The 24629-nt window shown below is 65.4% G+C and carries 22 protein-coding genes; 10 read left to right on the plus strand and 12 right to left on the minus strand.

Going from position 1 to position 24629, the window contains the following annotated elements; genetic code table 11:
* The first annotated feature begins 13 nt into the window (after nucleotides 1-13).
* Entirely contained in the window at nucleotides 14-1282 is a 1269-nt protein-coding gene (locus I6F36_RS04220; protein ID WP_036010489.1) for a serine hydrolase, read from the plus strand.
* Here I6F36_RS04220 and I6F36_RS04225 read toward each other — a convergent pair.
* From I6F36_RS04225 to I6F36_RS04235, 3 genes are all read right to left on the minus strand, one after another.
* Nucleotides 1268-3730: a bifunctional diguanylate cyclase/phosphodiesterase gene (locus tag I6F36_RS04225; protein ID WP_225171044.1), complete on the minus strand. Its 2463-nt coding sequence runs from the start codon at nucleotides 3728-3730 to the stop codon at nucleotides 1268-1270. The two genes, I6F36_RS04220 and I6F36_RS04225, sit on opposite strands and share 15 nt — an antisense overlap.
* Nucleotides 3731-4711: 981 nt before the next feature.
* Nucleotides 4712-4951 (minus strand): hypothetical protein, encoded by a 240-nt coding sequence (locus I6F36_RS04230; RefSeq protein WP_225115011.1) that lies wholly within the window; start codon nucleotides 4949-4951, stop codon nucleotides 4712-4714.
* Between the two features lie 318 nt (nucleotides 4952-5269).
* Complete coding sequence (locus I6F36_RS04235; protein WP_225132645.1) at nucleotides 5270-6343, minus strand: hypothetical protein; 1074 nt, start codon at nucleotides 6341-6343, stop codon at nucleotides 5270-5272.
* 247 nt (nucleotides 6344-6590) lie between these two features.
* Between I6F36_RS04235 and I6F36_RS04240 the strand changes: the two genes are divergently transcribed.
* The gene (locus I6F36_RS04240; RefSeq protein WP_036015237.1) at nucleotides 6591-7664 is read left to right on the plus strand and encodes a patatin-like phospholipase family protein; all 1074 of its coding nucleotides are present in this window, start codon (nucleotides 6591-6593) and stop codon (nucleotides 7662-7664) included.
* Here the strand turns inward: I6F36_RS04240 and I6F36_RS04245 are convergent, their stop codons facing one another.
* Both I6F36_RS04245 and I6F36_RS04250 read right to left on the minus strand, forming a co-directional pair.
* Nucleotides 7665-8093 carry a CBS domain-containing protein gene (locus I6F36_RS04245; protein WP_036015240.1) on the minus strand — a complete coding sequence of 143 codons (429 nt, stop codon included), beginning with the start codon at nucleotides 8091-8093 and terminating at the stop codon, nucleotides 7665-7667.
* A 188-nt stretch (nucleotides 8094-8281) separates the two neighbouring features.
* Nucleotides 8282-9100, minus strand: coding sequence for a rhomboid family intramembrane serine protease (locus I6F36_RS04250; RefSeq protein ID WP_225171045.1), 819 nt, complete (start codon nucleotides 9098-9100; stop codon nucleotides 8282-8284).
* 450 nt (nucleotides 9101-9550) lie between these two features.
* Here I6F36_RS04250 and I6F36_RS04255 point away from each other — a divergent pair, with 450 nt between their 5' ends.
* The 3 genes from I6F36_RS04255 to I6F36_RS04265 all read left to right on the plus strand — a co-directional run bounded on the left by I6F36_RS04255 (nucleotide 9551) and on the right by I6F36_RS04265 (nucleotide 11959).
* The gene (locus I6F36_RS04255) at nucleotides 9551-10105 is read left to right on the plus strand and encodes a PAS domain-containing protein (protein ID WP_036015243.1); all 555 of its coding nucleotides are present in this window, start codon (nucleotides 9551-9553) and stop codon (nucleotides 10103-10105) included.
* A gap of 135 nt (nucleotides 10106-10240) precedes the next feature.
* The gene (locus tag I6F36_RS04260) at nucleotides 10241-11374 is read left to right on the plus strand and encodes a DJ-1/PfpI family protein (protein WP_036015286.1); all 1134 of its coding nucleotides are present in this window, start codon (nucleotides 10241-10243) and stop codon (nucleotides 11372-11374) included.
* Nucleotides 11375-11452: 78 nt separating this feature from the next.
* The gene (locus tag I6F36_RS04265) at nucleotides 11453-11959 is read left to right on the plus strand and encodes a GNAT family N-acetyltransferase (protein WP_225132646.1); all 507 of its coding nucleotides are present in this window, start codon (nucleotides 11453-11455) and stop codon (nucleotides 11957-11959) included.
* Nucleotides 11960-12004: 45 nt separating this feature from the next.
* On the opposite strand, the gene I6F36_RS04270 is transcribed toward I6F36_RS04265, so the two are convergent.
* The 3 genes from I6F36_RS04270 to I6F36_RS04280 form a co-directional block, all read right to left on the minus strand.
* A complete protein-coding gene (locus I6F36_RS04270; protein WP_225115087.1) occupies nucleotides 12005-12232 on the minus strand; it encodes a hypothetical protein in 228 nt (75 codons plus the stop codon).
* A 115-nt stretch (nucleotides 12233-12347) separates the two neighbouring features.
* Complete coding sequence (locus I6F36_RS04275) at nucleotides 12348-12833, minus strand: phasin (protein WP_225132648.1); 486 nt, start codon at nucleotides 12831-12833, stop codon at nucleotides 12348-12350.
* Nucleotides 12834-13219: 386 nt separating this feature from the next.
* The gene (locus I6F36_RS04280) at nucleotides 13220-15145 is read right to left on the minus strand and encodes a DEAD/DEAH box helicase (protein ID WP_225171046.1); all 1926 of its coding nucleotides are present in this window, start codon (nucleotides 15143-15145) and stop codon (nucleotides 13220-13222) included.
* 271 nt (nucleotides 15146-15416) lie between these two features.
* On the opposite strand from I6F36_RS04280, the gene I6F36_RS04285 reads away from it, so the two are divergent.
* A complete protein-coding gene (locus tag I6F36_RS04285; RefSeq protein ID WP_225132650.1) occupies nucleotides 15417-16157 on the plus strand; it encodes a metallophosphoesterase in 741 nt (246 codons plus the stop codon).
* 6 nt (nucleotides 16158-16163) lie between these two features.
* Here the strand turns inward: I6F36_RS04285 and I6F36_RS04290 are convergent, their stop codons facing one another.
* The 3 genes from I6F36_RS04290 to I6F36_RS04300 all read right to left on the minus strand — a co-directional run bounded on the left by I6F36_RS04290 (nucleotide 16164) and on the right by I6F36_RS04300 (nucleotide 18331).
* Nucleotides 16164-16586: a VOC family protein gene (locus I6F36_RS04290; RefSeq protein WP_225132651.1), complete on the minus strand. Its 423-nt coding sequence runs from the start codon at nucleotides 16584-16586 to the stop codon at nucleotides 16164-16166.
* A 107-nt stretch (nucleotides 16587-16693) separates the two neighbouring features.
* Nucleotides 16694-17176, minus strand: a complete 483-nt coding sequence (locus I6F36_RS04295) for a DUF5680 domain-containing protein (protein WP_225132652.1) — start codon at nucleotides 17174-17176, stop codon at nucleotides 16694-16696.
* A gap of 3 nt (nucleotides 17177-17179) precedes the next feature.
* Nucleotides 17180-18331, minus strand: coding sequence for a zinc-binding dehydrogenase (locus I6F36_RS04300; protein ID WP_225132653.1), 1152 nt, complete (start codon nucleotides 18329-18331; stop codon nucleotides 17180-17182).
* Between the two features lie 196 nt (nucleotides 18332-18527).
* Between I6F36_RS04300 and I6F36_RS04305 the strand changes: the two genes are divergently transcribed.
* The 4 genes from I6F36_RS04305 (at nucleotide 18528) to I6F36_RS04320 (ending at nucleotide 22677) form a co-directional block, all read left to right on the plus strand.
* On the plus strand, nucleotides 18528-19466 hold the full coding sequence (locus tag I6F36_RS04305; protein ID WP_225171047.1) for an acyl-CoA desaturase: 939 nt from the start codon (nucleotides 18528-18530) through the stop codon (nucleotides 19464-19466).
* Between the two features lie 267 nt (nucleotides 19467-19733).
* Complete coding sequence (locus I6F36_RS04310; protein WP_338129060.1) at nucleotides 19734-20984, plus strand: MFS transporter; 1251 nt, start codon at nucleotides 19734-19736, stop codon at nucleotides 20982-20984.
* Nucleotides 20985-21108: 124 nt separating this feature from the next.
* Nucleotides 21109-21720 carry a PilZ domain-containing protein gene (locus tag I6F36_RS04315; RefSeq protein ID WP_026312634.1) on the plus strand — a complete coding sequence of 204 codons (612 nt, stop codon included), beginning with the start codon at nucleotides 21109-21111 and terminating at the stop codon, nucleotides 21718-21720.
* A 330-nt stretch (nucleotides 21721-22050) separates the two neighbouring features.
* Nucleotides 22051-22677, plus strand: a complete 627-nt coding sequence (locus I6F36_RS04320) for a transglutaminase-like cysteine peptidase (protein WP_225124837.1) — start codon at nucleotides 22051-22053, stop codon at nucleotides 22675-22677.
* Nucleotides 22678-22795: 118 nt separating this feature from the next.
* On the opposite strand, the gene I6F36_RS04325 is transcribed toward I6F36_RS04320, so the two are convergent.
* Nucleotides 22796-24556 (minus strand): CYTH and CHAD domain-containing protein, encoded by a 1761-nt coding sequence (locus I6F36_RS04325; RefSeq protein WP_225132656.1) that lies wholly within the window; start codon nucleotides 24554-24556, stop codon nucleotides 22796-22798.
* Nucleotides 24557-24629 lie beyond the last annotated feature (73 nt).

Genomic DNA, 24629 nt, shown 5'->3' on the forward strand with positions numbered 1-24629 from the left:
GAGGAAGCTCCGGATGAGACGCCGTGAATTTCTGGTCGGGGCCGCGATGCTCGCCGGCACGATGGCGCGAAGCCGGGCCGCGGACATCCCCGCCCCCTCGCCCGACGGGCTCGACCGCATCACGGCGTTCTTCGACAACGAGGTGGCAAGCGGCCGCCTGCCGGGCGCGGTGATCCTCGTTCAGCAACACGGCAAGCCGGTCTATCTGAAGTGCTTCGGCGTGCGCGACACCAGGAGCGGCGTCGCGATGACGCCGGACACGATCTTTGCCATCCACTCCATGACCAAGCCGATCACGTGCCTCGCCGCGATGATGCTGATCGACGAGGGCAAGCTCGCGCTGACCGACCCCGTGTCGAAATACGTCCCGCTGTTCGCCGAGACCAAGGTGGGCCGCGAGGTGACCCTACCAGGCGGCACGGTCGAGCTGGACCTCGACCCACCGGACCGCCCCGTCAACATCGAGGATCTGCTGCGGCATACTTCGGGCATCAGCTACGATTACATCGGCAGCGAATGGGTCGAGCACGCCTACAAGATGGCCAACATCTTCGCGGGCCATTTCGACAACAGGGAATTCGCCGATCGCATCGCCAAGCTGCCGCTGGCGCGGCAGCCCGGAACGCTGTGGCGCTACGGCCATTCCACCGACGTCCTCGGCAGCGTCATCGAGATCATCTCGGGCCAGACGCTGTACGACTTCCTGAAGGCCCGCATCTTCGATCCACTCGGCATGAACAGCACCAAATTTACGCTCGCGACCGAGGACGAGCTGGCGCGGATGGCGCGGCCGCTGCCGAGCGACTCAATCCTGCTCGCCGGCGAGCGCGACCGCCTGGACCATCCAGAATGGCAGTCGGGCGGCGGCGGCCTGCTCTCGACCATCACCGACTATCAGCGCTTCTCGCAGATGCTGCTCAACGGCGGCGAGCTCGAGGGCAGGCGCTATCTCAGCCCCGCGGCGTTCAAGGCCATGACGACCGATCAGATCGGGCCGGGCTCCGGCGTCGGACGCGACTATTTCTATTTTCCAGGCGACGGCTTCGGCTATGGCTACGGCCTTGCGGTGCGCACCGATCCCGGCAATGCAAAACCGCCGCCGCCGGGCTCGCTCGGCGAATTGAAATGGGACTCGGGGAGCGGCACCTATTTCGGCGTCGATCCCAAGCTCGACATGGTCTACGTCATGATGCAGCAGACCCAGAACGAGCGCGGCCGCATCACCCCCGCGTTCAAGGCGCTGGTCTACGATTGCTATCCGCCCGCATTACGCCGCCCGTGAGGTGCGCTGGCCGAAATCGGCGAGGAGCTTTCCGAGCTCGGCCGCCGGCCGCGCGGCGCTGAACAGAAATCCCTGCACCTCGTTGCAGCCTTCGGCGCGCAACCAGTCGAGCTGATCCTCGGTCTCCACGCCCTCCGCGGTCGTGGTGATGTTGAGGCTGCGCCCCAAACCCGAGATCGCGCGCACGATCGCACCGCAGTCGGGCCGCTCAGCCAGATCCTTGACGAAGGAGCGGTCGATCTTGATCTTGTCGAACGGAAAGCTGCGGAGATAGCTCAGGCTGGAATAGCCGGTGCCGAAATCGTCCATGGAAATGCCGACGCCGAGCTCGCGCAACTGGTGCAAGGTGGCGACATTGGCGTCGGTCTCGGCCAGGAAAATCGACTCGGTGATCTCGAGCTCGAGCCGCTTCGGCGACAGGCCGGACTGCGCCAGGGCCGAGATCACGACCTGGACCAGGTTGCGGCTGCGGAATTGTGCCGGCGACAGGTTGACGGCGACCTTGACGTCGACGGGCCATTTCACCGCCTCGGTGCAGGCTTCGCGCAGCACCCATTCGCCGAGCTGGGTGATCAGGCCGATGTCTTCGGCGACGGGTATGAACTCCGCGGCCGAGATCATGCCCTTGTCCGGATGACGCCAGCGCAGCAGCGACTCGAAGCCGGAGATGCGGTCGGAGGCGATCGACACCAGCGGTTGATAGTGCAGCTCGAACTCGCCGTTGGCGAATGCCCGGCGCAGATCCAGCTCCATGTCGCGGCGCCTCTGCGCCTGGAGGTCCATCTCACGCTCGAAGAAGTGGTGCACGCCGCCGCCGTCGGCCTTGGCCCGGTACAGCGCCATGTCGGCATTGCGCATCAACTCTTCCGGCGTGGTGCCATCGCCCGGGGACAGCGCGATGCCGACGCTGGCGCCGATCACCATCTCCTGTCCGTCGACGTCGTAAGGTGCCTTGAGCATGTCGATCAGCAGGGAGGCACAGGCGCTGGCCTCGTTCGGCGAGACGTCGGCAGCCAAGATGACGGCGAACTCATCGCCGCCGAGCCGCGCGGCGAGATTGGTGCCGCGGACCGCTATGGTCAGGCGCTCGGCGACCTGCTTCAACAGGCGATCGCCCACCGGATGACCGAAAGAATCGTTGATGTTCTTGAACAGGTCGAGGTCGATGTAGAGCACGCCGACCCGTTTTCCCGCGGCCTGGTCCAGCGCCTGTTTCAGGCGCTCCTGGAAGTGCTCGCGGTTCGGCAGGTCGGTGAGCCCGTCATGATGCGCCATATAGGCGATGCGCGCTTCGGCCTTGCGTCGTTCGGTGATGTCGACCACCGCCACCAGATAGCCGTCGCGCTCGTCGAAGGCGACGCGACGGCCGAAGGTGAGCACCTCGATCTCGCTGCCGTCGGCGCGCAAGTGTCGCCAATTGCGCGAGGAGTGGTAGGCGTCGCCGAGGCGCTCCAGCGCCGCGGCGTGGCTGTCCCACTCGTCCTCCGGCCATATCTCGTGCAGCTTCATGCGCAGGAAGGTCGCGCGGCTGTAGCCGTAGTGCTGGACCGCGGCGTCGTTGACGCTGAGGAACTCCTTGGTCTCTGCGTCGAACACCCACATCGGCATTGGATTGTTGTCGAACAGGAGGCGGAACGAAGCATCGCGCCGCTTCAGGACAGTGACATCGGAGATGGTCAGCGAGACCACGTCGGCAAAGGCCGTGGCGCTGAGCCTGAGGTAGCGCCCCTCGCTCTCCAGCTCGAGCTGCTCGCAGCGGCTGCCCGCAACGGCCTTGAGCAGGAATTCCATCACCTCGGGCAAAGCCAGCAGCGTGCCGCCCTCACCGATCCGCCGCCACAACAGGCTTGCGCCTGCAACCTTCAGCAGCTCACCCGCGCTCTTGTTGTGGTGCACGACCTGAAGGTCGAACGGCTTGCCGGCGGCATCGCGCAGCGTCGCCAGGGAGACCACGGCGTCGTCGGTCGCGGAAAAGATGGCGTCGAGGAGATTGTATTGCGCGCCGCGCTCGTTGACATAGGCGCCGATCAGCGTCGCGCCCCAGCGCGAGGACGTCGGCAGCGCCAGCACGTCGTAGGTCCTGACCATGCCGTCGCGCACGCAATGCGCGCTCGCCCGGTGCGGCCGTCCGGCCGCCAGCGCGCTCGCCGCCGCTTCCGACAGCGCCGTGGCGCAATCGGGCGACAGCTCGGCTAGGGGAATGTCCCAGCGCTCCTCGCCGAGCCATTTCTGCACGTAGCGTCCGCTGCGCGACAGTTCGAGCACGCCATCGTTCTTCAAGAGCGCGATGTGGTCGGCGAGCCGTCCGAGACTGCCGAGCATGACGTCCTCGTAACGCGGCAACCGCTCGCCCGGCTTCAACGCCGCACGCCATTTGCGCTGAAGCACCGGGATGTCGTCGAACATTTCGGCGGCCGGTTTTCCCGGCATCTTCTTCGCGGCAGTCATTGCAGTCCCCAACGCACTTTCCCGCCGCATCCAATGCAGGCGCGCTTAACGACGTGTAAAAAGCGCACAGGCGCGGGTTCCATTCGGTGATTATGACAGTTTTAAGTCAGGTGTTGGTTAGTGGGCGTTAGAGACTGTGACGGTTGCGCGAAGGCGATGCTCTCGTGTCCCGGACACAGCGCGGCGCGCAAGCGATGCGGCGCAGAGCCGGGCCCGAGAGCGGAGCTTTGGCGCGCACCTGCCTCAACACCGTGAGCGCAGCGAAGCAATCCAGAATCTTCCGCGGATGCATTCCTGGATTGCTTCGCTTCGCTCGCAATGACGGAGCAAGTTGCGACACCGCGTCTCTCCAATTCGCGTGACTCGCAGGCACGCTGCCGCATCCTCGCGGCGCATTTCGCCCGAGCTTTGCCTTGTCGTCCCACCCTCAAGTGAAAGAGGGCGCAGGGAAGACCGGGTGCCGGCCGGGCACCCACGGTCCACTGTGCGAAAGGTGGCAACGAAGAATTTGCACAGCGGCATACAGGTGAAGCCAAGCATCCGGCCTTCCCTGCGCAGTGGCTTTACGGCTTATGTCGTGCTCTCCCCGGGAGGCGATGCACTATTGCCCCCGTCGCCTTGCGGATGGCTGATGCGCATCGCCCGGTCGGGCAACCACATCACCGCAAGACTTGGCGCACAGACCCCGGGCGCCAGGACCACACGATTTTGCCGTACGCCGATGACACCGGTCGTATGCGCGAGGTCTTTGCTCACGGCTCTCCGCCCTGCAAACCCTTTCGCGCCAACGCCATCAGCGTCCACCGCCCCCCGTCCCGCGTTCGTGACGATCGCGATACGCCCCTCTTCCTTGGGCCGGGTTGCGCGACACATACGCGATTTCCGAATTTCGGTAAAGCGGAATATTTTGGGCCGCGTGCGTTGACCCATAGATTGGATGTTTTGCCCGTCGGGCAACGCAAGGGATGGTGGCCTACCCCGCTAATCCTCGCTGGAGGCCGCCGAGCGGTTGCGCAAATAGGCCTGGGACAGCAGGAAGAACAACGCGCGTTCGCCCTGATATTTGGCGGACGGGCGCGTGCGCTCGAAGCCGTCGGCAAATATCTTGCCGGACTGGTCGCACACCTGCCACCGCCAGCCGAACCGCTTGCGCCTGGTGAGGATCACTTCGAACATGTCGACAAGCCTGGTCCCCTGCTCCATGCCGGTCCTGCAAGGCATGAGCCTGCTCCGGCTTCCCCCCGTTGGACGGACGCCAGACATATAGCGCAGCAGGATGGAAAGAGAATAAAATTGATTATCGGAAATACGTACCGTCCACGATCGTAAGCAAGACGCGCTGCTGCTGGAATAAGCCGATGCCGCCGGTGTTTGCTGGCCCCTGCACGTAATGATGACGCTACCAGTGTTCACAACAGAACACAGAGAGGGGTCCGAGGTTACCTGGCAGAAACCCACTGACGGTGACGGTAACAGATGATGCACATCCGTGCGCGCGATGAGAATCGTCGTGCCGGAGCCTCTCGCCGCCGGCTGCCCTTAGCGCGCGATGACCTCGACTTCGCCGTCGACGCCGTTGACGACGTTGAATCCGCGCTCGTAGACCTTGCCCTCGTTCTTGGCGATGGCGCGGTACTCGCCTTCGGACAGCACGACGCGCGGGAACGCGCCGATCGATTCCTTGATGACGTCGCCGCCGGGGGTCAGCACCGACCAGGCGGTGTTGGCGAGCGCCTCGCCGCCCCTGTCGCTGACCAGCTTGAGCGTGATGACGGCGGCGCGGTGGGTGATGGTGACGTCGGTGAGCTTGCCGGCCTGGACGCGGATGTCCGAGCGCACCACCGAATTGGCATCGCCGTAGTTGGAGACGATGTAATAGGTGCCCTCCGGGATCAGCACGACGTCGCCGGCGGCGACGTTCGGCACCAGGGAAGCGCGCTCGCCGGATTCGAACTGGCTGCCCTTGTAGATCGCGAATGAGATCTGGTTCTGCGGAATGCGGCTGGTGCCGACGCGGCCCTCGATGCGCAGGCCGCCGGCCGGCAGCACGAACGATTCGCGATTGGTCTCGGACTTCAGGCTGACGGTGCGCACCGCGCTGACGAGGCCGAAGGCGACGTGGACGACATAATTGCCGGGCGGCAGCACGATGTTCGGCGTCCCGCTGCGGTCCTCGCGGATCAGCTTGAAGGTGCCGTTCTCGTCAGGCCGGTCGGCAAACACGCGCCAGACCAGGCCGCTGGTGATCGGCGCCGAGTCCTTGCCGTATTTCGCCGTCAACGACAGCACGCCCTGTCCGGGCACGGCCGCATTCAGCGGGGCGGCGGGCGGCACGGTCGAGACCGCGGGCGGTGGCATGCTCGGGGTCGCCGGCTGCATCAGGGTCGGCGGCAGGCTTGACGGTCCCGCGCCCAGCCCGGAGGGCGGCGCCAGGCTGACAGCGTTGCCTGGGTCGGGCACCGAGGCCGGCGGTACCGGCGGCGGACGATCCGAGAAAAGCTGCGCCTGGGCGGCATTTCGGCCGGAAGTCAAGAGGCATACGGCAAGGATCAGCCCCGGCAGCAGCCTGCCGCTGCGCCGCCATCCGCCGATGCCGTCACCCCCGCGTGTCATGCTTCCTGCTTTTCACCGAAAACGCGGCAAATTCAAGCCTCTGAAACCCCAGGAAATACGGCCTTGGACCTTCGGTGGAACCGGCTTGACGGCTGCGTGATTAGTCCCGTGGCAACCGGCCCTCGCCATATTCCTGCCCCGTGCCCTTTCCAAAGCGGCATAAACCATGCTTCGCGCCTGATATGGCGAAGCGCAAGTGCGATGCCTAGTCTGACGATGCGGGCTGGCCCGGCGTAGGAGAGTTTCGGTGCTGGACAGATTGAAAGGCCGGGGCGCGAACGGCTCGAACGGCGAGAAGGTGGGCGAAAAAGTCGGCGAAAAAGTTGGCCTGGGCAGCATCCGCCGGCCGGTGATCGGCCTTGCCCTCGGCGGCGGCGCGGCGCGCGGCTTTGCCCATATCGGAATCCTGAGGACCCTGATTGCCAATGGAATCGTGCCCGATGTCGTGGTCGGCACGTCCATCGGCGCCGTGGTCGGCGGCCTCCACGCGGCCGGCCGGCTCGATACGTTCGAGGAATGGGGGCGCAGCCTGCAAGGGATGCGCAACATTCTCGGCTATCTCGATATCCGTCTCAACGGCTCCGGCCTGCTCGGTGGCGAGAAGCTCGCGACCCGGCTCGAGGAGGCGATCGGGCAGATCCTGATCGAGGACCTGCCCATCAAGTTCGCGAGCGTCGCGACCGAGGTTCGCACCGGCCACGAGATCTGGCTGACGCGCGGCCGCGTGGTCGATGCCATGCGCGCCTCATACGCCCTGCCCGGCATCTTCGCGCCCGTGCTGATCGGCGACCGCTGGCTGGTCGACGGCGCGCTGGTGAACCCGGTGCCGGTCTCGGCCGCCCGCGCGCTCGGCGCCGAAATCGTCATCGCCGCAAATCTTTCCAGCGACATCTTCACCCATTCCACCACGATCTATTCGCACGGCGCAGTGCCCGCCCCGGTCGTACCGGTGGCCGAGGAGCCGACGGCGAAGCGGCGCTTCCCGCGCCTGTTCTCGCCCGAGAAGACGATGAAGCGCGAGTTCTTCGGCGGTAACGGCCGGCCCGGCATCTCCTCGGTGATGGTGGACGCCTTCAACATCATGCAGGACCGCATCACCCGCGCCCGTCTCGCCGGCGATCCGCCCGACATGCTGATCACGCCGCGGGTCGGTCAGTTCGGCTGGTTCGACTTCCACCGCTCCGAAGACCTGATCGCACATGGCACGCGCGCTGCGGAGCGTGCACTGGAGTCCATCCAGGAGGCGATCCACGTGCTGGCGCCGGCGCCCGCGGGCATCGCGCCGAAAGCGGACGAGCCGAAAGCGGGAGACTTGGCCTGATCAGGCGGTTTTGATGTAGTCGCGCAGGGCTTCCTGCTCGCTCTCGTATTCCTGGACGCGGCGCTTGACGATGTCGCCGATCGAGATCAGGCCGACCACCTTGCCGTTGTCGATCACGGGCAGATGACGGAACTTGCCGGTCGTCATCATCTCCATGAGCTCGGCGACGGTGTCGGTCTCCTTGCAGGTCACGACCTTGCGGGTCATCACCTCCGAGACCGGCGCCTCCAGCACGCCGGCGCCGCGCTCGCCGAGCACGCGCACAATGTCGCGCTCCGACAGGATGCCCTCGAGCCGGCTCTGGCTCATCACCAGCACCGCGCCGATCTTCTTCTCGCCGAGCAGCTTGATCGCGTCCGCCAGCTTGGCGTCGGGCTCGACGCTCATGATCTGGTGGCCCTTGGTGTTCAGAATGGAACGTACCGTCATCGTCGCCTCCCTGAATCCGAGCCGTCCGCCTTTGGCGGTTCGGACTTGTTCGCGAGTCTTCAACTAACAGTTACAGCGCCGGTTTCACGCTCGTGCGCTTTGCGAAGCATCGTCGCTAAGGACGTGTCGCTTCGGAACATTCTTCGCGGGAATGATGGATGAATTCGGGCCGCGTCGCAAGCGCCGCTTCAGATACGGTCTGAAACGTCCCGTGATGACGCATCCGCAGCATCGCTTCGCACGCGCGGCACGGGATCGAACAGCGCGAACAACAACAGGCCGGCGAAGAAGCCGCCGATATGCGCCTGCCAGGCCACGCTCGTGGTTTCCGCATCGACCCCGATCGCGCCCACGCCGAATATGATGTTGATGCCGAACCAGACGGCGAGGAAGCCGACCACCCGCCCGTCGCGGAGCGCGCGGGACAGCGGCAGCGCCGGAACTTTCGCGGCGGTATCGGCATCCGATCGGCTGAACGACAGGAAGCTGCCGCGGACGAAGGCAAAGCGGATTGCGGCCGCCATCGCGCCCGACACCGAGGCCGAGGCGCCGATCATCGGCGCCACCGCATGCTCATGGGTGATGAGATGGGCGAGCGCGCCGGCCGCCGCCGTCACGGCCAGGAAGACGAAGAACCTGACGGTGCCGAAACGCCGCGCCAACGCGCTGCCGAACGGCAAGAGCCACAGCACGTTGAAGCCGAGATGGGTGAGATTGGCGTGCAGCAGCGAATAGGTGACGAAGGTCCAGACCTTCGCCCCCGCCCCGCCCGGGATCTGCAGATTGAGCAGCGAGGAATCGTAGCGCTTCGGGATGAAGCCGAAGACGTCGATGGTCCAGTTCTCGAGCTCGGGCGGTAGCAGCACGTGCAGATGGATCACCGCCAGCAGCAGGATATAGGCGGTCAGCGCCGGAGGCAGCGTCAGGATCGGCTCGCGCGGAGCCTCCACGACGGCCGGCCGGCCCGGCTCAGGACCTTGCGGCGACGAATCTTGCGGGAAATCCAAGGCAGCTTCGCTTTCGGGCGACATCGGGGCGACAGACTTGGAGATAGGCGCCTTTGCCGTCCCTGCGCAAGTGCACAAAAGGAAAAGGCAGGGCCGAAGCCCTGCCTGTCCGTGTCGGTCTTCCGGTGGCCGGAGAGACAAGGCGTATCCCCACCCCTCCCCGCGGCCCGTGACCAAACTGTTTGACGCCCTGTACAGGCCCCGCCGAGAACCTGGAGAAAAGCGGCGAGGCTTGCGACCGCGGTCACCATAGCAGGCGCGCGGCCGGCACGAAGCGCATAGTTAATTTAACGTTAACGACGCAAAGGCCGGACCAAGAAGCCTGAAAACGCGCCGGCGGCATGGACGCTGCAAATCCCCTCCTGCACAACAACAGAAGGGATCGCGGGTGCACTGAAGCGGGACAAGTCTGTCCCTTCGAGGTTGCACCCCCGGGGCGAGCGTTCAGTCATGAAACATCCGTCGAGCCGCGCGTTCTTCGCGTATTGGGACAAGAAGCGCGGCACTGCACGGGCTCCTGACCGGGCCGACATCGACCCGGCCGCGGTCCGCGGCCTGCTCGGCGACATCTTCGTGTTGTCCTGCGAGCCGAACCTCGGCTTCCCGTTCCGCGTCGCCGGCACGCGCGTCTGCGCGCTCGCGGGAACCGACCTCAAGGACCGCAGCTTTGCGGCGCTGTTCACAGAAGCCAGCCGCAGCGAGATCGAGGAGATCACGACGATCGTCGCCGACGAGGCACTGGGCGCGATCGCCGGCGTCACCGCCGCGCGGGAGGACGGCAGCAAGGCGCATCTCGAGCTCCTGCTGCTGCCCTTCAACGCCCGCCCGCATACGCCGGTCAGCGTCACCGGCGTGCTCGCGCCGTTCGACGACGAATGCGGCACGTTGTCCGCCTTCACCCTCACTTCCTGGCGCTACCTGCACCAGCCGGAGAAACTCCTGCCGCGCGCCATCCGCAAATTGCAGATCGCGCGCGGGCTGATGGTGTATGAGGGGCTGCGATAGAGCCCCTGCAGACGTGCGGCGATCCTGCGATGGATCTTCGCGCAGCGTGACCGTTTTTGCCGGATTTGCGTCATTCCTGACGTCGATGCGACCGGATAGCTTCCGCGCCGCGTGAGACGAGCGGGTGACATCATGATGAGCTGGCGCAATCTGGCGTGGACTGCCCTCGGCGGCATGACATTGCTGGCAGGGATCGGCGCGACCTGGCTGCTCCTGCTGCCAGCCGCGCCAGCCTCGGGAACCGCGCCTGCGATTTCCAGAGACGAAACCGAGTCGACCCTCGCGGCGCTGAAACCGCCGAAACGCAAGCGCCCCTTGATCGCCATCGTCGGCATCAACGACATGAGCGAGACCACCGATTACCTGATGCCCTACGGCATTCTCGCCCGCGCCGACATCGCCGACGTCCTCACCTTGTCGACGCAGCCAGGGCCCGTCACGCTCTATCCCGCCCTCAAGGTGCAGCCGCATGCGACCATCGCCGAGTTCGATGCCGCGCACCCCGATGGCGCCGACTACGTCATCGTGCCGGCGATGAGCCGCGACGACGACGCAACGGTCTTGCACTGGATCAGGAGCCAAGCCGGCAAGGGCGCGATTGTGATCGGCGTGTGCGTCGGTGCCACGGTTGTTGCCAACACCGGGCTGCTCGACGGCAAGCGGGCCACGACGCATTGGTATTCCGTGGGCGATCTGAAGAAGCATTCGACGATCCGCTACGCGGCGGACCGCAGGCTGGTCGTCGACCAGGGCGTCGCGACGACCACTGGCATCACCGCATCCATGCCGATGGCCCTCACCTTGATCGAGGCGATCGCCGGCCGTGCCAAGGCCGAGGCGGTCGCCGGCGACATCGGCCTTGCGCGATGGGACGCGCGCCACCGCAGCGACGCGTTCAGCTTCACACGCCCCTTCGCGCTGACGGCGATCGCAAACACGCTCGCATTCTGGAAGCGCGAGCAACTCGGCATCGCGTTGACGCCTGATGTCGACGAGGTCTCGCTCGCCCTGATCGCCGATGCGTGGTCGCGCACCTACCGCTCGCGCGCCCTCACCTTCGCCGCCACGGCAGAGGCGCGGACCAGCCGCAGCGGTCTTCGCATCCTGCCGGACCGCATTGCCGGGAGCTGGCCGGCGGAGCAGGCCGTGCCGGATTCCGGCGCCTCGCCGCCGGCGCGGGCGCTGGACGAAACGCTGCGCGCGATCGAGACGCGCTACGGAGCACGCACGGCCGACTTCGTGGCGATGCAGCTGGAATATCCGCGATAACGGCCGCCAGGATCTTTCCCGCTGCGCGCATCGCCGCGGCGGAATAGATTGGAAGGACACCACGAACGACGGATCGACATGAGCAAGCCGCATTGGCGTCCCGCGCGCGCCTCCGACCTTCCTGCGATCAGCGCGATTGCGGCACGCATCCATCCGGCGTTGCCCGAACGCGAAGAGGTGCTGGCGGAGAAGATCAGGCTTTGCCCGGACGGCTGCAGCGTACTCGATACGGACCGGGGCATCGCCGGCTACGGGCTGGCGCATCCCTGGATGCGGTACCGGATTCCGCCGCTCGACGGCTTTCTGCAGGAATTGCATGATAGCGCCGACTGTCTCTACATCCACGACGTCGCCGTATTGCCGGAGTTCCGCGGCGGCGTCGTGCGCGCTTATGTCGGTGATATCGAGAAGCTGGCGCGTGCATCACGCATCAGAACACTCGCGCTGGTCTCGGTCTACGGCACGCGGCCGCTATGGGAACGCATCGGCTTTCGGACCGTGACGGCGGACGCCGAGTTGCACGCAAAGCTCGCATCCTACGGCGACGGCGCGACCTACATGCTGCGCGACCTCGCCGCGACGTAATGCCCGTCCCCGGGCAAATTGATCGGATTGCTTCGCAGGACGCCGTCAGGCTGCTTCTTCACGCCGCCCCCGCGCGGAACGACTGCCTACCCCCGGACTTCCCGTTTCGTAGACCCAGGCCTCCTTGGCAAACCACTCGTGCGTTGCCGCACACATCTCGCAATAGGTGCGAGAGAAGAACACTGCACTGCACCGAAATCGTTCGCGGTCCATCTCGATGCCGGTCGAAATGGCTCGGCCCGTTTCCGGGCACTTGATCATCACCATACCCATCTGATTTCCTCCAGCTCGGCATCCCTTCACGGAAGGGCGTCGCCGCCATCAGCCGGACGGCGTCTCTTCTGGCGAAGACGCTCGTCCGCCGATTCACGCGGCCGATAGCCTCGATTCAAGCTGCCCTGTGCAGAACCCGGTTGAAGCTCTTCTTGATCGGCTCGGCCGTCTCGGTCGCAACCTTCTGAGCAAGGTCCCAAAGCTCCCGGTTATGCCCGGAAGCCATTTCAAAGGTCCTGCGGGTGTGGGTGGTGGAGAGGTTCACGACATCCGCAAACGACCTCGCATCGGCCAGTTGGGACAGGAATTCCAGGGTGGAGCTGGTATTGATTTTCGATATTTCGATGACCTTGGTGCCGTAGTCGGCGGCACGCGTGGCATTGGTCGCACAGGCTTCGCGGAAAGCGTCGGTGATCTCCTCGGAAGCCGCCTTCATCTGCTCGAGATTTGCCTTGGCCCGCGCGGCGCCCTGCTCGGCAAGATCACCGAAGATCTCCTGGATATTGAAAAACGGCACGTCGAACTTGAGCCTTGCACCACCATTCCCACCCGCGGGAGTGGCATTCGTCTCGGCTTTCACATTGGCATCATGCATCGTCATTCCATCCTTTCACGCGAAACCAGATGTTGGATTGAAGACTCTCAGAAGCTCCCGGGTGCGGGCCGCACCGGGAAACCAGTGCCCCTAAATGGAGGGATGCTGCTGATGAGCTGCTCTCGCCCCCTGCCGATGCCAACTATGACCAACCAGGATCGGACCTTCAGTTCGCTTTCAGACTCTCGACTTGATTAAATTCGATTCAAGCGACGCCTCGCCGCAGGCGCCGCTCTTGCCGCTTTGAGTTTGCCGAAAAGGATTCTGCCAACTCGAGAAGGCGCGGGCTCGCAGGCGCGTCCGGATGGCACCATGTTACTGATTGATTGCGCCATAGCGCACCGCGCGAGCCTTCGGCGGCGTTAGTCTGGCCGGGGCCGGAAAGCGGCAGATCAGCCCCGACGCTTCTTCTTCGCATTTTTCTCGGGCGCGCCCTTCGCAGGCCACGGCGTGACCGAAGGCTCTGCATGGCCGGGCTTGTTCTTGTGCTTCTTTTTCTTTGCGAAAGAACGCGCATCACCGAATTTCGACGCGCGCTCGCCCTGAGGCTTGCTGCGCGACTTGAATCCACTCGCCTCGCGCGGGCGATCCTCGCGCCGTTCATGATGAGCGCCGGCCTCGCGCTGCGGCGCGCGGGGGCGCTCCTGAGGAGCGTCTTGCCGGTCCGGCGCATCCGTCATCGGCTCGATCCGGATGCTGTCTTCCTTGTCGGGACGCTTGATCTTTGCCGCAAAGGATTCGGCGACCCGCTGAGAGATCTCGAACTCGGTGGTGGTGTCCATGATCCTGATGGCACCGATGTCGCGCTTGTCGATGCCGCCGCGGCGACAGATCATCGGCAGCAGCCAGCGCGCTTCCGCGTTCTTGCGGCGCCCGATGGCGGCGCGGAACCAGACGCTGCCCTCCGCCATGGCGTGCTTCGAGGATTTCCCAGCCTTCGATCGCGGCTTGGCGCGGTCATCGCCCTCTCCGGATCTATCACGCCCGCGCTCCGGCTTGCCGCTTCGCTCGCCGGGGTCGATGATGTCCTCTGGCGACGGCAGCCGCGCGCGATAAAGCCGCGCCAGCGCGGCGGCGATGTCCTCCGCCGAGCGCTCTGCCAAGAGCGCCTGCGCCAGGGCCAGATCGTCGGGAGTGGTCTCCTCCGTGAACAGCACGTCCTTCATGCGTGCGTGATCGAGCTTGCGGATGTCTTCCGCCTGCGGCGCCGTGCCCCAGACCGCGTCGACCCCTGCGAGATCGAGCAGCAGCTCGGCGCGCCGCCGCCGCGCGGGCGGCACCAGCAGGACGCTCGTCCCCTTCCGGCCCGCGCGCCCGGTGCGGCCCGAGCGATGCTGCAGGACCTCGGCGTCGTTGGGCAAATCGGCATGAATGACGAGGTCGAGGCTCGGCAGGTCGATGCCGCGGGCGGCAACGTCGGTCGCGACGCAGACGCGGGCGCGGCCGTCGCGTAGCGACTGCAGCGCCAGGGTGCGTTCGTTCTGCGTCAATTCACCCGACAGCGCGACCACAGAGAAGCCGCGCTCCAGGAGCGCGGCTTGCAAATGCCTGACGGCATCGCGCGTGCTGCAGAACACCAGCGCGCTCGGCGCCTCGTAGAAGCGCAGCACGTTGACGACGGCATGCTCGACGTCGGCGGGCGCGATGCGGATCGCGCGGTATTCGATATCGGCGTGGCCGCCCTCGTCGCCGGCGACCTCGATCCGGAAGGCGTCGCGCTGATATTGCCGCGCCAGCGCGACGATGCCGCGGGGAAACGTCGCCGAGAACAACAGGGTGCGGCGCGTCTGCGGCGTGGTCTCGAGGATGAATTCCATGTCCTCGCGAAAGCCGAGATTGAGCATCTCGTCGGCTTCGTCGAGCACAACCGCGGCGAGCTCGGAAATGTCGAGACGGCCGCGCCGCAGATGATCGCACAGACGCCCGGGGGTGCCGACGACGATATGCGCGCCGGCGGCGAGCTCGCGCTGCTCGCGCCGCGGATCCATGCCGCCAACGCAAGAGACGACACGCCCGCCGGCATGCCCATAGAGCCAGGCCAGTTCGCGCTGAACCTGGAGCGCGAGCTCGCGGGTCGGCGCCACGATCAAAGCCAGCGGCGCGGCCGCCGGTGCGAACTGCTCGGCGTCATCGAGGATGTTCTTTGCGATGGCCAAGCCGTAAGCGACGGTCTTGCCGGAACCGGTCTGGGCCGAGACCAGGAGGTCGCGGCTGGTGGCTTCATGGGCGAGCACCGCGAGCTGGACGGGCGTCAGTGAATCATAGTTCCGCTCGGCCAAAGCGCGGGCGAGCGGCGGGGTCAGGGCCGGAAGAGACACGAGATGGGAAACCTTGTTTGATTCAGGCGCGCAAACGGTGAACCGGCGCCCCGAGCTGCGTGCGCGGCAAACGGCCCGACCGCACGCTGATTTGATCTGGGCGCTCTTTACGCCAAGCGCCCGGAAATCACCATAGCCGTGATGCATGGCTTGACGGCGAGCCGCGCCTGAAGCTTGCAGCGGATTTTTGCGGCCAGCTCGATTAACCTTGGCGCGGCGGGATCGGCCTATAGCCGAGCCACGCTCACGTCTGGCGATATGGGGAATAAAGATGCGATTGGCGGTCATTTCCGACATCCACGGCAATCTCGCCGCGCTGGAGGCGGTGCTGGCGGATATCAAGACGCGGGGCGTCGATCGGATAGTCAACCTCGGCGACTGCGTCACCAGCCCGTTGTGGCCGAGGGAAACGTTCGAATTCCTCCAATCGCTGGCGTTGCCGACGGTTCGTGGAAATCATGATCGCTGGATCGAGGAGTTTCCGGACGACAAGCTCTCGCCGGCAGGTCTGTTTGCGCGCAACGCATTGACTGCGGAGCAGCGCCGCGCGCTTCACAACCTGCCCTCCCAGCTGCGGCTGGACGACGGCATCCTGGCCTGCCATGGCACGCCCGAGAGCGATACGGCGTGCCTGCTGGAGGACGCGCTCGACGACGGCCGCTTCGTGCCGGCACGCCGCGACGTGCTGGAGGCACGCCTTGCGAGCGAGCCGGCGGCACGCGTGGTGCTGTGTGGCCATAGCCACCGCCCGGCCGTCGTTCACGGGCCGCGCGAATGTCTGGTGCTCAATCCCGGCAGCGTCGGATGCCCGGTCTTCGCCGACATTCCCTTTGCAGCGAAACTGGAACACCGCTCGCCTCACGCCCGCTACGCGATCCTCACCAAGGGCAAAAGGGGCTGGCAGGTGGAGCTCCTGGCGCTCGAATATGATTGGGAGGCCGCATCAGTGCGCGCGCTCGCCAACAACCGCCCGGACTGGGCGCACGCCATGTTGTCGGGATATGTCAAATAGAATTTCTCAGATCTCCGCGTAGATCTCCAGCAGATTGCCGTCGGGATCGCGGAAGAACAGCGTGCGATGGCCGAAGGGCTGGTTCGTCGGCGGCGACAGCAGCGCCACGCCTTGCCGCACGAGTTCATCGGCGCACGCGTCGACCTCGGCCGCAGAGACCTTGAAGGCCAGCTGCAGCGAGGCGCTGCCCGTTGGCGTCGGTGCATCGCTGGCGGTGCGGCTCGGCCTTGCCAGCGCCAGCGTGTTGCTGCCGATGCTGTACTCGATCCAGTTCGGCGACAGCTCGCGCGAGAGTGGAAAGGCGAGGACGTCCTCGTAGAAGCGCCGCATCGCCGCCATGTCGCGCACGAAGACGACGGTGTAGTCGATCGCGCGGATGGCGTTGAAGGGGGATTGTCGGGCTGGTTCGGGTGTCTTTTCGTCGGTCATTTCGTCGCTCGTTCCAGGCTCCGACTTTTGGCCCGCATGGAGCAAAGCGGAATGCGGGACGGACGTCCCCGGATTACGCTCGGCTCCACCCGGGCTACGGATTTTGTCTATCGCAGCAGGCCGCCACCATAGCGCAGCTCATAAAGCGGTGTACCATCCTGCCGGGCAATCGTCTCCACACCGTGGAAGCGATCGGTACCGCCTTCGATCTCGTTGCGGTACGCCATGCCGTCCTGCTCGAACAGGCGAGGTCCCCGGTAAGGCTCTTCGACGCCGACGCGCAGCAACGCCTGGCGCAGGAATTTGTAGATGGCGAGGAAGATCTCCCGCTCCGTGATCTCCGCACGAACGCCGCCGCTGTAGCTCATCGACCAGATGACGCGTTCATCCCGCGACACGGTCTCCTGCCCGACGAAGAAGCCCATCCCGAAATAGATATCGCGATAGGCATAAGGCGGCGCGTGATGCTCGAGCTGCTTGGAGCCGGTAAGCAGCGGCGCAGCAACGGTCGCATCGTCATCGAGACCCGCATAGGTGCGGCGTTTGGCTTCGACCAGGAACGCCGCGAGATCGTGAGGCGCGGACGGCATCGTCTACTCCACCAGCTCCGGCCACGGCACGATGGTCGACTTCACCGTCTTCATCGCCATCGCGTCCTTCACCGCCTGCGCGACGCCTGCTTCCGTGAACGGGTAAATCGTCTGCATCTTCGCCCAAGGATATTTGTCGCGCGTGCGGTAGAGCATGTCGACGCCGAGCGGGAGGTCGTTGCCGGTGAAGCCCCAGGATCCCAGCACGTTGAGATCCTTGGTGCAGATGCGGTGCCAGGAGGTGTCGATCGAGCCGGCGTCGGTGAACTGGCCCATCTCGACATAGGTGCCGCCGTCGCGCAGCATCTCGATGCCTTCGGGGCCGGCTGAGGGGTGGCCCGAGCAGTCCATCACGAGATCGGCGCCGAAGCCGCCGACGATCTCGCGGACGCGCGCAATGCGATCCTGCGGTGATTTCAGCTCCTCGATGTTCACGGTCGCCTCGGCGCCGAACTCACGCGCCAGCTTGAGCCGCGGCTCCTCCGGCGCGCCGACGCAGATGATGCGCCCCGCCCCCATCTCCCTGGCGGCCGCGACCGCCAGAATGCCGATCGGGCCGGAGCCCTGGATCACCACGGTGTCGCCCCAGCTGAATCCGCCGGCGCGGGTCGCACGATTGAAGGCCCGAATGCAGGAGGTCAGCGGCTCCGACAGCGCACCCAGGCGCAACGACATGTCGTCCGGCAGCTTGTAGATCTTGGTGCCCGGCAGCATGTCGAGATCGACATAGACATATTCGGCCCAGCCGCCCCACAAATGCGGCGCCTTGTCGAAGCCGAGATAGCGGCCGTAATAGACCGGCGTCAGGCATTTGTTCGCGGTTTGCGGATAGTGGATGCAATAGTAGCAGCGGCCGCACGGCATCAAGGGCGGGATCATCACTTTCGATCCAACTTTGAGCGGCTTGCTCATGAAATCTTCGGTGAACTCGTCGCCGCATTCGACGATGACGCCGCCGAGCTCGTGTCCCAGCGTGAACGGCCAGGGCAGCGGCTTCGGCCAGTGCCCCTTGAGGATATGGAGATCGGTGCCGCAAACCCCGCAGGCGCCGACCTTGATCAGCGCAGCCTTGCGGCCGACCTTCGGCCACGGCACGGTGCGGATCACGGGCTCCGAGCCGGGACCTGCGTGGGTGCAGACGCGGATTTGTTGCATGGCTGTTTCCTCGCTGCCCGCTTGTTGTGTTTTGATCGTGCGGGCCTGCGATCAACCTATGACAGCCCTGCGACATTGGAAATACCAACGCGGCGCGTTGACACGCCGCAGTTGTGTGAGCAGGCTGCGTGTGCCGGAGCGATGCCTGCTTCGGACCTGCGCGGCTCCTCGCGCCGCGGTCAGCCGGGATCATCAGATGGATTTGCGACGGGGTTCGGAACGAATTTTTGTCGCCTCTGACACCGATCCGGTAGACGGATATGTGCAATGGGCGCCGCAGAAGTCGCTGTGGCTCGCGGGCATGACGACGGCCGCCATCGCGCTTGCGCCGCTCTGCTTCTCCTGGTCGGCATTCGCACTCTTCCTCGCAGCGAGCGCCGTCACGCTCTGCGCAGGGCACTCCGTCGGCATGCACCGCAAGCTGATCCATGCGAGCTACGACTGCCCACTCTGGCTGGAACATCTCTTCGTCTATCTCGGCACGCTCGTCGGCATGGCCGGGCCGTTCGGCATGATCCGCCTGCACGATTTCCGCGACTGGGCGCAGCGCCAGCCCGCGTGCCATGAATATTCCCGCCACGGCGCCGGCTTCTGGCGCGATGCCTGGTGGCAATTGCATTGCCGGCTGGTGCTGCGCCATCCGCCAAGATTCCGGCTCGAGCCGCCGCTTGCCAGTGACCGGTTCTATGCGTTCATCGAACGCACATGGATGTTGCAGCAATTGCCCTGGGCCCTCCTCTTCTTTGCAATCGGCGGGCTGGACTGGCTGGTCTGGGGCATTTGCGTGCGCGTCAGCGTCTGCGTCACCGGCCACTGGCTGGTCGGCCACTTCTCCCACACAAGCGGCGATCAGATCTGGAGCGTCGATGGCGTCGCGGCCCAAGGCTACAATGTCCGCCTCGCCGCGCTGATCAGCATGGGCGAGAACTGGCACAACAACCATCACGCCTATCCGGGCTCGGCGAAGCTCGGACTTTTGCCGGGACAGGTCGATCCCGGCTGGTGGCTGATCCGATCACTCGAAGCGATCGGGTTGGTCTGGAATGTCAGGACGCCGCACAACCTGCCGGAGCGGCCCGGCTTGCGGCGATTGACCGAGGCGAAACGGGACGATGGGGTCGCCGATGCTGCGTGATGATCGCGATGGTGACGTCGATGCACTACAGGCGCCGTCATTGCGAGGAGCTGTTGCGACGAAGCAATCCAGAATCCCTCAACAGGGGCAGTCTGGATTGCGTCGCTGCCCCGGCTCGACGAGAGCGAGCCGGAGCTCACAAGGCTTGCATCTGAGATCACGGGCCTCGTGGCAAGCATGCATGGCTGCTGTTCCAGCACGCCCAATTGTCTTGAGCGCCGGCCGGCGAGCGTGTAACTCGCCACGAGTCTCACCTCAGGTCATCCCGTGAATCCCCTTCCCCAAAATCCCGTGGCCGCGTCCGGATCGTTCGCGGCGATGAGGTCCGTGCCCTACCGTCTCCAGTTCGCCTCTTACGTGCTGGCGATGATGGCCGACAATATCGAGCATGTGATCAGCTATTGGGTGGTGTTCCAGAAATTCCATTCGCCGACGCTGGGCGGGTTTGCCGTGCTGTCGCACTGGCTGCCGTTCCTGCTGTTCTCCGTCGCGGTCGGCGGCCTCGCCGACCGGTTTGATCCGCGCCGCATCATCCAGTGCGGCATGCTGCTGTTCATCGTCGCCTCCGCCGGTTGGGGCTTCTTCTTCCTGACCGATACGATCCAGATGTGGCACGCGATGCTGCTTCTGGTGATCCATGGCTGCGCCGGCGTGCTCTGGCAGACGCCGAACCAGCTCTTGCTCTACGACCTGGTCGGCCCGGCCGACCTGCCGAGCGCGGTGCGGCTGAACGCGATGGCGCGCTATCTCGGCATCCTGGTCGGACCTGCGGTGGGCGGGCTCATCATGCTGACGCTCGGTCCCTCGCACGGCATCATCTTCAACACGCTGTTCTATCTGCCGATGCTGCTCTGGCTGTTCTGGGCCCCGATCAGGGACAAGAGCGTGGCGGCAAGGCGTTTTGCCGTGCGCGGCCTTGCCGACATCGTGCTCACCATCCGCGCGATCGGCACCCAGCCCGTGTTGTCGGCGATGACGTGGCTCGCCGGCCTCACCTCCTTCATGATCGGCAACGCCTATCACGCCCAGATGCCGGGCTATGCCGGCGATCTCGGCCATGGTGATCCCGGCGTCTCCTACAGCGTGCTGCTCGCCGCGGACGCAGCCGGCGCAGTGCTTGCCGCAATCGCGCTGGAATCCTGGGGGCGGCTGAAGGGCACCCCGCGCACCGCGATCGCGTTGGCGATGCTGTGGAGCGTGGCGCTGCTCGGCTTTGCGCTCGTGCCGGTCTATCCGGTCGCGATCGCGCTATTGTTCTTCGCGGGCTTCTTCGAGCTCTCCTTCAACACCATGGCGCAGGCGCTGGTGCAGCTCAACGCGCCGCACGACGTCCGCGGCCGCGTCGTCGGCCTCTACAACATGGCCGGGCTCGGGATGCGGGCCTTCAGCGGCATCACGATCGGGGTATCAGGCGCGGCGATCGGCATCCACTGGTCGCTCGGCTTGTCGGCCGCCGTGCTGCTGGCGCTGCTGTGCCTGCTTTATGGGCGCGCCGCGAGGAAGCCGAGCCCCACCTGAAGGTGTGGCTTTTCGAGCGCATCGTGTCTGTCCGTGTCCAGCGCGCCCGATCCTAACGCGGCATTAACCCTGTGCACCTTAGGGTCGCAAGGACTCCGCCCGGGCGGGGGGTCGGGTGTTGGAAATGGCGTTGGCGAACAAAAAATTTCTTCCGGCCGCCGAGGAGCGCAGGCGCTTCCAGCGGGTGAAGGTGCACCTGCTCGGCCGCTACATGCTGCCGGACCGCCGGGAATTCCCCTGCCAGGTGATCAACATGTCGCCGGGCGGCCTCGCTTTGCTCGCCCCCGGCATCGGCAATGTCGGCGACCGCGTGGTCGCCTATCTCGACCATATCGGCCGCGTCGAGGGCAAGATCACCCGGATCATCGACAACGGCTTCGCCATGACCATCGGTGCGACGCCGCGCAAGCGCGACAAGCTCGCCGCGCAGCTGACCTGGCTCGCCAACCGCGACATCCTCAATCTGCCGGAGGACCGCCGCCACGACCGCATCGTGCCGCGCAACCCGATCGCGGTGCTGACGCTCGAAGACGGCACCAAGATGACCTGCCGCATCATCGACCTCTCGCTGTCGGGCGCGGCCATCGCTGCCGAGAACCGGCCGCCGCTGAAATCGACGGTTCTGCTCGGCCGGGTCCAAGGCCGCGTGGTCCGAAACCTCGAGGACGGCTTCGCGCTCGAGTTCATGCACGAGCAGCCGGCGGAGACACTCGAAGAGAGCGTTACCGCGCGGTAAAGCGCAAGGACGCGAAAACCTCCATATTTCCAGGCTCGAAGGCGGCTTCCGCGATGCGGACGCCGCCTTTTTCATGTCCCGCGGCGAATGGCCAGCGGTTAACGGAGGAGCTGGAGATGAGCGCAAACAACGCTCCTCCCAGCATTTCCGTGTTAATAGATAAAATTTGAACCAATTGCAGTCATATCGAATTTTACGCGAATTCTATTCAAGTATAGATCGAATTCGCCGCGCCTTTTACTTGCATTCGTCTCGACTTGACTTGGTCGACTTAGCGGCAACTCAAAAGCTCCGTGCGAAATGTGGTCCCAACAAGAAACGGGGGCCGCAATGTTTGACTTCAGGGGACGGGGGAAGGGACTGGCGCTGGCCGCCATGCTCTTCGGGATCAGCGCGGCAGCGCAGGCCGGCGAAGGCCGCCTGCTCTACGCGAGCCTCGGCGACACCACGCGTGCGCCGATCGGCTGGGTCGAGTTCTGCGCGGACAATGCTGCCCAGTGCCAGGGCGCACCGCTGCAGCCGCGCGACATCGTGATGTCGCAGGCCGCATGGCGCGACCTCGTCAAGGTCAATCGCTGGGTCAACGAGACCGTCAAGCCTCTGACCGACCAGGAGCACTGGGGCGTGATCGAGAAGTGGTCGCTGCCGTCAGACGGTTACGGCGACTGTGAAGACTACGTGCTGTTGAAGCGCAAGATGCTGATGGATGCCGGCTGGCCGCGCCAGGCCCTGCTCATCACCGTGGTGCGCGACAAGAAAGGCGAAGGCCACGCGGTGCTGACGGTGAAGACCGACAAGGGCGAGTTCATTCTCGACAATCAGAACGAGAACGTCCTCGCCTGGACGGAGACCGGCTACCGCTTCGTCAAGCGCCAGTCGCAGAGCGATCCCAACGTCTGGGTCTCGCTGGGCGATACCAAGCCGGCGGTCTCCACCGCCAGCGCGAAAGATCAGTAGGAACGAGACAACAGGTTACGCGACCCGGTCACATCCCCACCCCTCCCCGTCCCAGACCGGTTCGCGCGCGGCCAGCCATCCCCCAATGGCTGGCCGCAACTTTTTTGGGAAAGCGCGATCAGCTCTGCTGGCCCTGGCGCGACCAGGGCACGCGTGCGGCGGCAAAATCCCGCCAGCTATCCTGCAAGCCCTGCTGCACGCCGATCGATGCCCGCGCCTGCCAGCCGGCGATCGCGGCCGCCGCAATGGCGCTGTCGCGATCGTCAGCGCCGAGCCGATCGAGCAACGAGGCCGTCACCGCCATGTCATTGAAGACGCCGAGCTCCTCCTGCAAGCCGGCGAGCCGGCGTGCGAATTTTCGTGCGGACTTGCGATCCTCGTAGAGCGGCAGCAGGAACTCGCTGAGATAACGCAGCCGCTTGGTGGCGAGCCGCACGCGGTGCAGTTCGTCGACCGTCAGCGATTTGAAGCGGCGGCCGCGCTTGAGCACCTTCGCGTGCTGTTCCGACAGGACGCGCTGCGCGAAATTGAGGGCGGGCTCGGCGAGCCGGCCGAGATCTTCGGGCGCGACGCCGTTGCGCCAGCCGCGCGTCTCGATCCAACCGCCAAGACCGATCAGGAAGAGCGCGCAACGGCGATCATCGAGCGCGTGGCGGGCGCTGCGATAGGCTTCCGCCTGACGCTGAGCCGCGGCCCGCCCAAGCGCATCGAAACCCGCGACCGACGGACAGGCTTTTGCGATCGCCGGCAAGGTGGCGAGCTGGAACACGTCCCAGTCGCGCGCGGCAGACAGGCCTTGGGCCAGCCATTTGGCCTCCGAGCGCAGCGCCTCGAGGTTGCTGAGCGCGCCGACCGATCGCATCAGGTCGAGCGCGGATCGCAGCCGGCGCAGCGAGACGCGCAGCTGATGCACGCCTTCCGGATTGCGGCCGTCCTCGGCCGCCGGCAGCGATTGCAGCAGGTGAAGGAAGCAGGCGCGCAGGATGGTCGCGAAGGCTTCGTCGAGCGTCACGGAGGGATCGAGACGAAGCTTGCGCGGCCGGCGAGCCGACGGCGGCAGGTCCGCGGCAAGATCGAAGCCGCGCGCCGACTTGCTGCGGATGGACGGCTTCACCGTTCCGTGCTCCGCAAGGCGCAGGGCGATCTCGTAGATCACGCTCGTGCTGCCGCTCTTCAGCTCCAGCTCGATCTCGCTGACAGGAACCGACCGGTCGCCGGCCGTCAGCTCGCCCTGGTCGCAGGCGACCTCGACCGTGCCGGATGGCAGGTCGATGATGCGCGTGTGACGATGCACATCGGCCGTGAACACCGCTTCGAGCGGCTGCGCTTTGAGTCGCTCGCGAAGCTTCTCCGGAATGAACGGCATCGCCAAAGCGAGATCGGGCGCAAGCGAAGGCACGCTTGCTTCCCATTCGCCGCGACGCAACGGATCGTCCGCAACCTCGGTCTTCACGGTCTGCACGAAACGCGTGCCGCTCTGGCGGACGCGCAAGCTCAGGCCGGCACGACGAAGCGCCCGCTCGGGCGTGTCGTAGTAGACGGACTTGAGACGTTTGCGCGTGCCCTTGTTGCGTGCGTTCGCCGCGATGACGGGCGCTGCGCCGAAATGCGCCATGCGATCGGCACCAACGAGCAGCTTGAGCTCGATTTCGGCGGCGGGAGATGCGGGCTGGGTCGGGCTCGGCGCGGGCGTCACGTCCTGCGATGGCGTCTGCTCAATGGCAGCGCGCTCCTCGACCGTCGCGGGTTCCACGCTGACGTCCTCGCGTTGCCCCGTGAAGCCGGTGAGGAGCTGCGTTCTCTTGGTGTTCCCAACAGCAGGATTGGCTTCCGGTGCGCCCGGAGTCTTGCGAGCCGGCGCAGCATCTGACTTTAGCATTTGCGGTAACATGACAGTTCAATGACAGGCGACAGGGATATAGCCTGTACAGCCTGCGAGGAATAGTCACATC

The organism is Bradyrhizobium sp. BRP19, from assembly GCF_020194195.1.
Taxonomy (GTDB): Bacteria; Pseudomonadota; Alphaproteobacteria; order Rhizobiales; family Xanthobacteraceae; genus Bradyrhizobium; species Bradyrhizobium yuanmingense.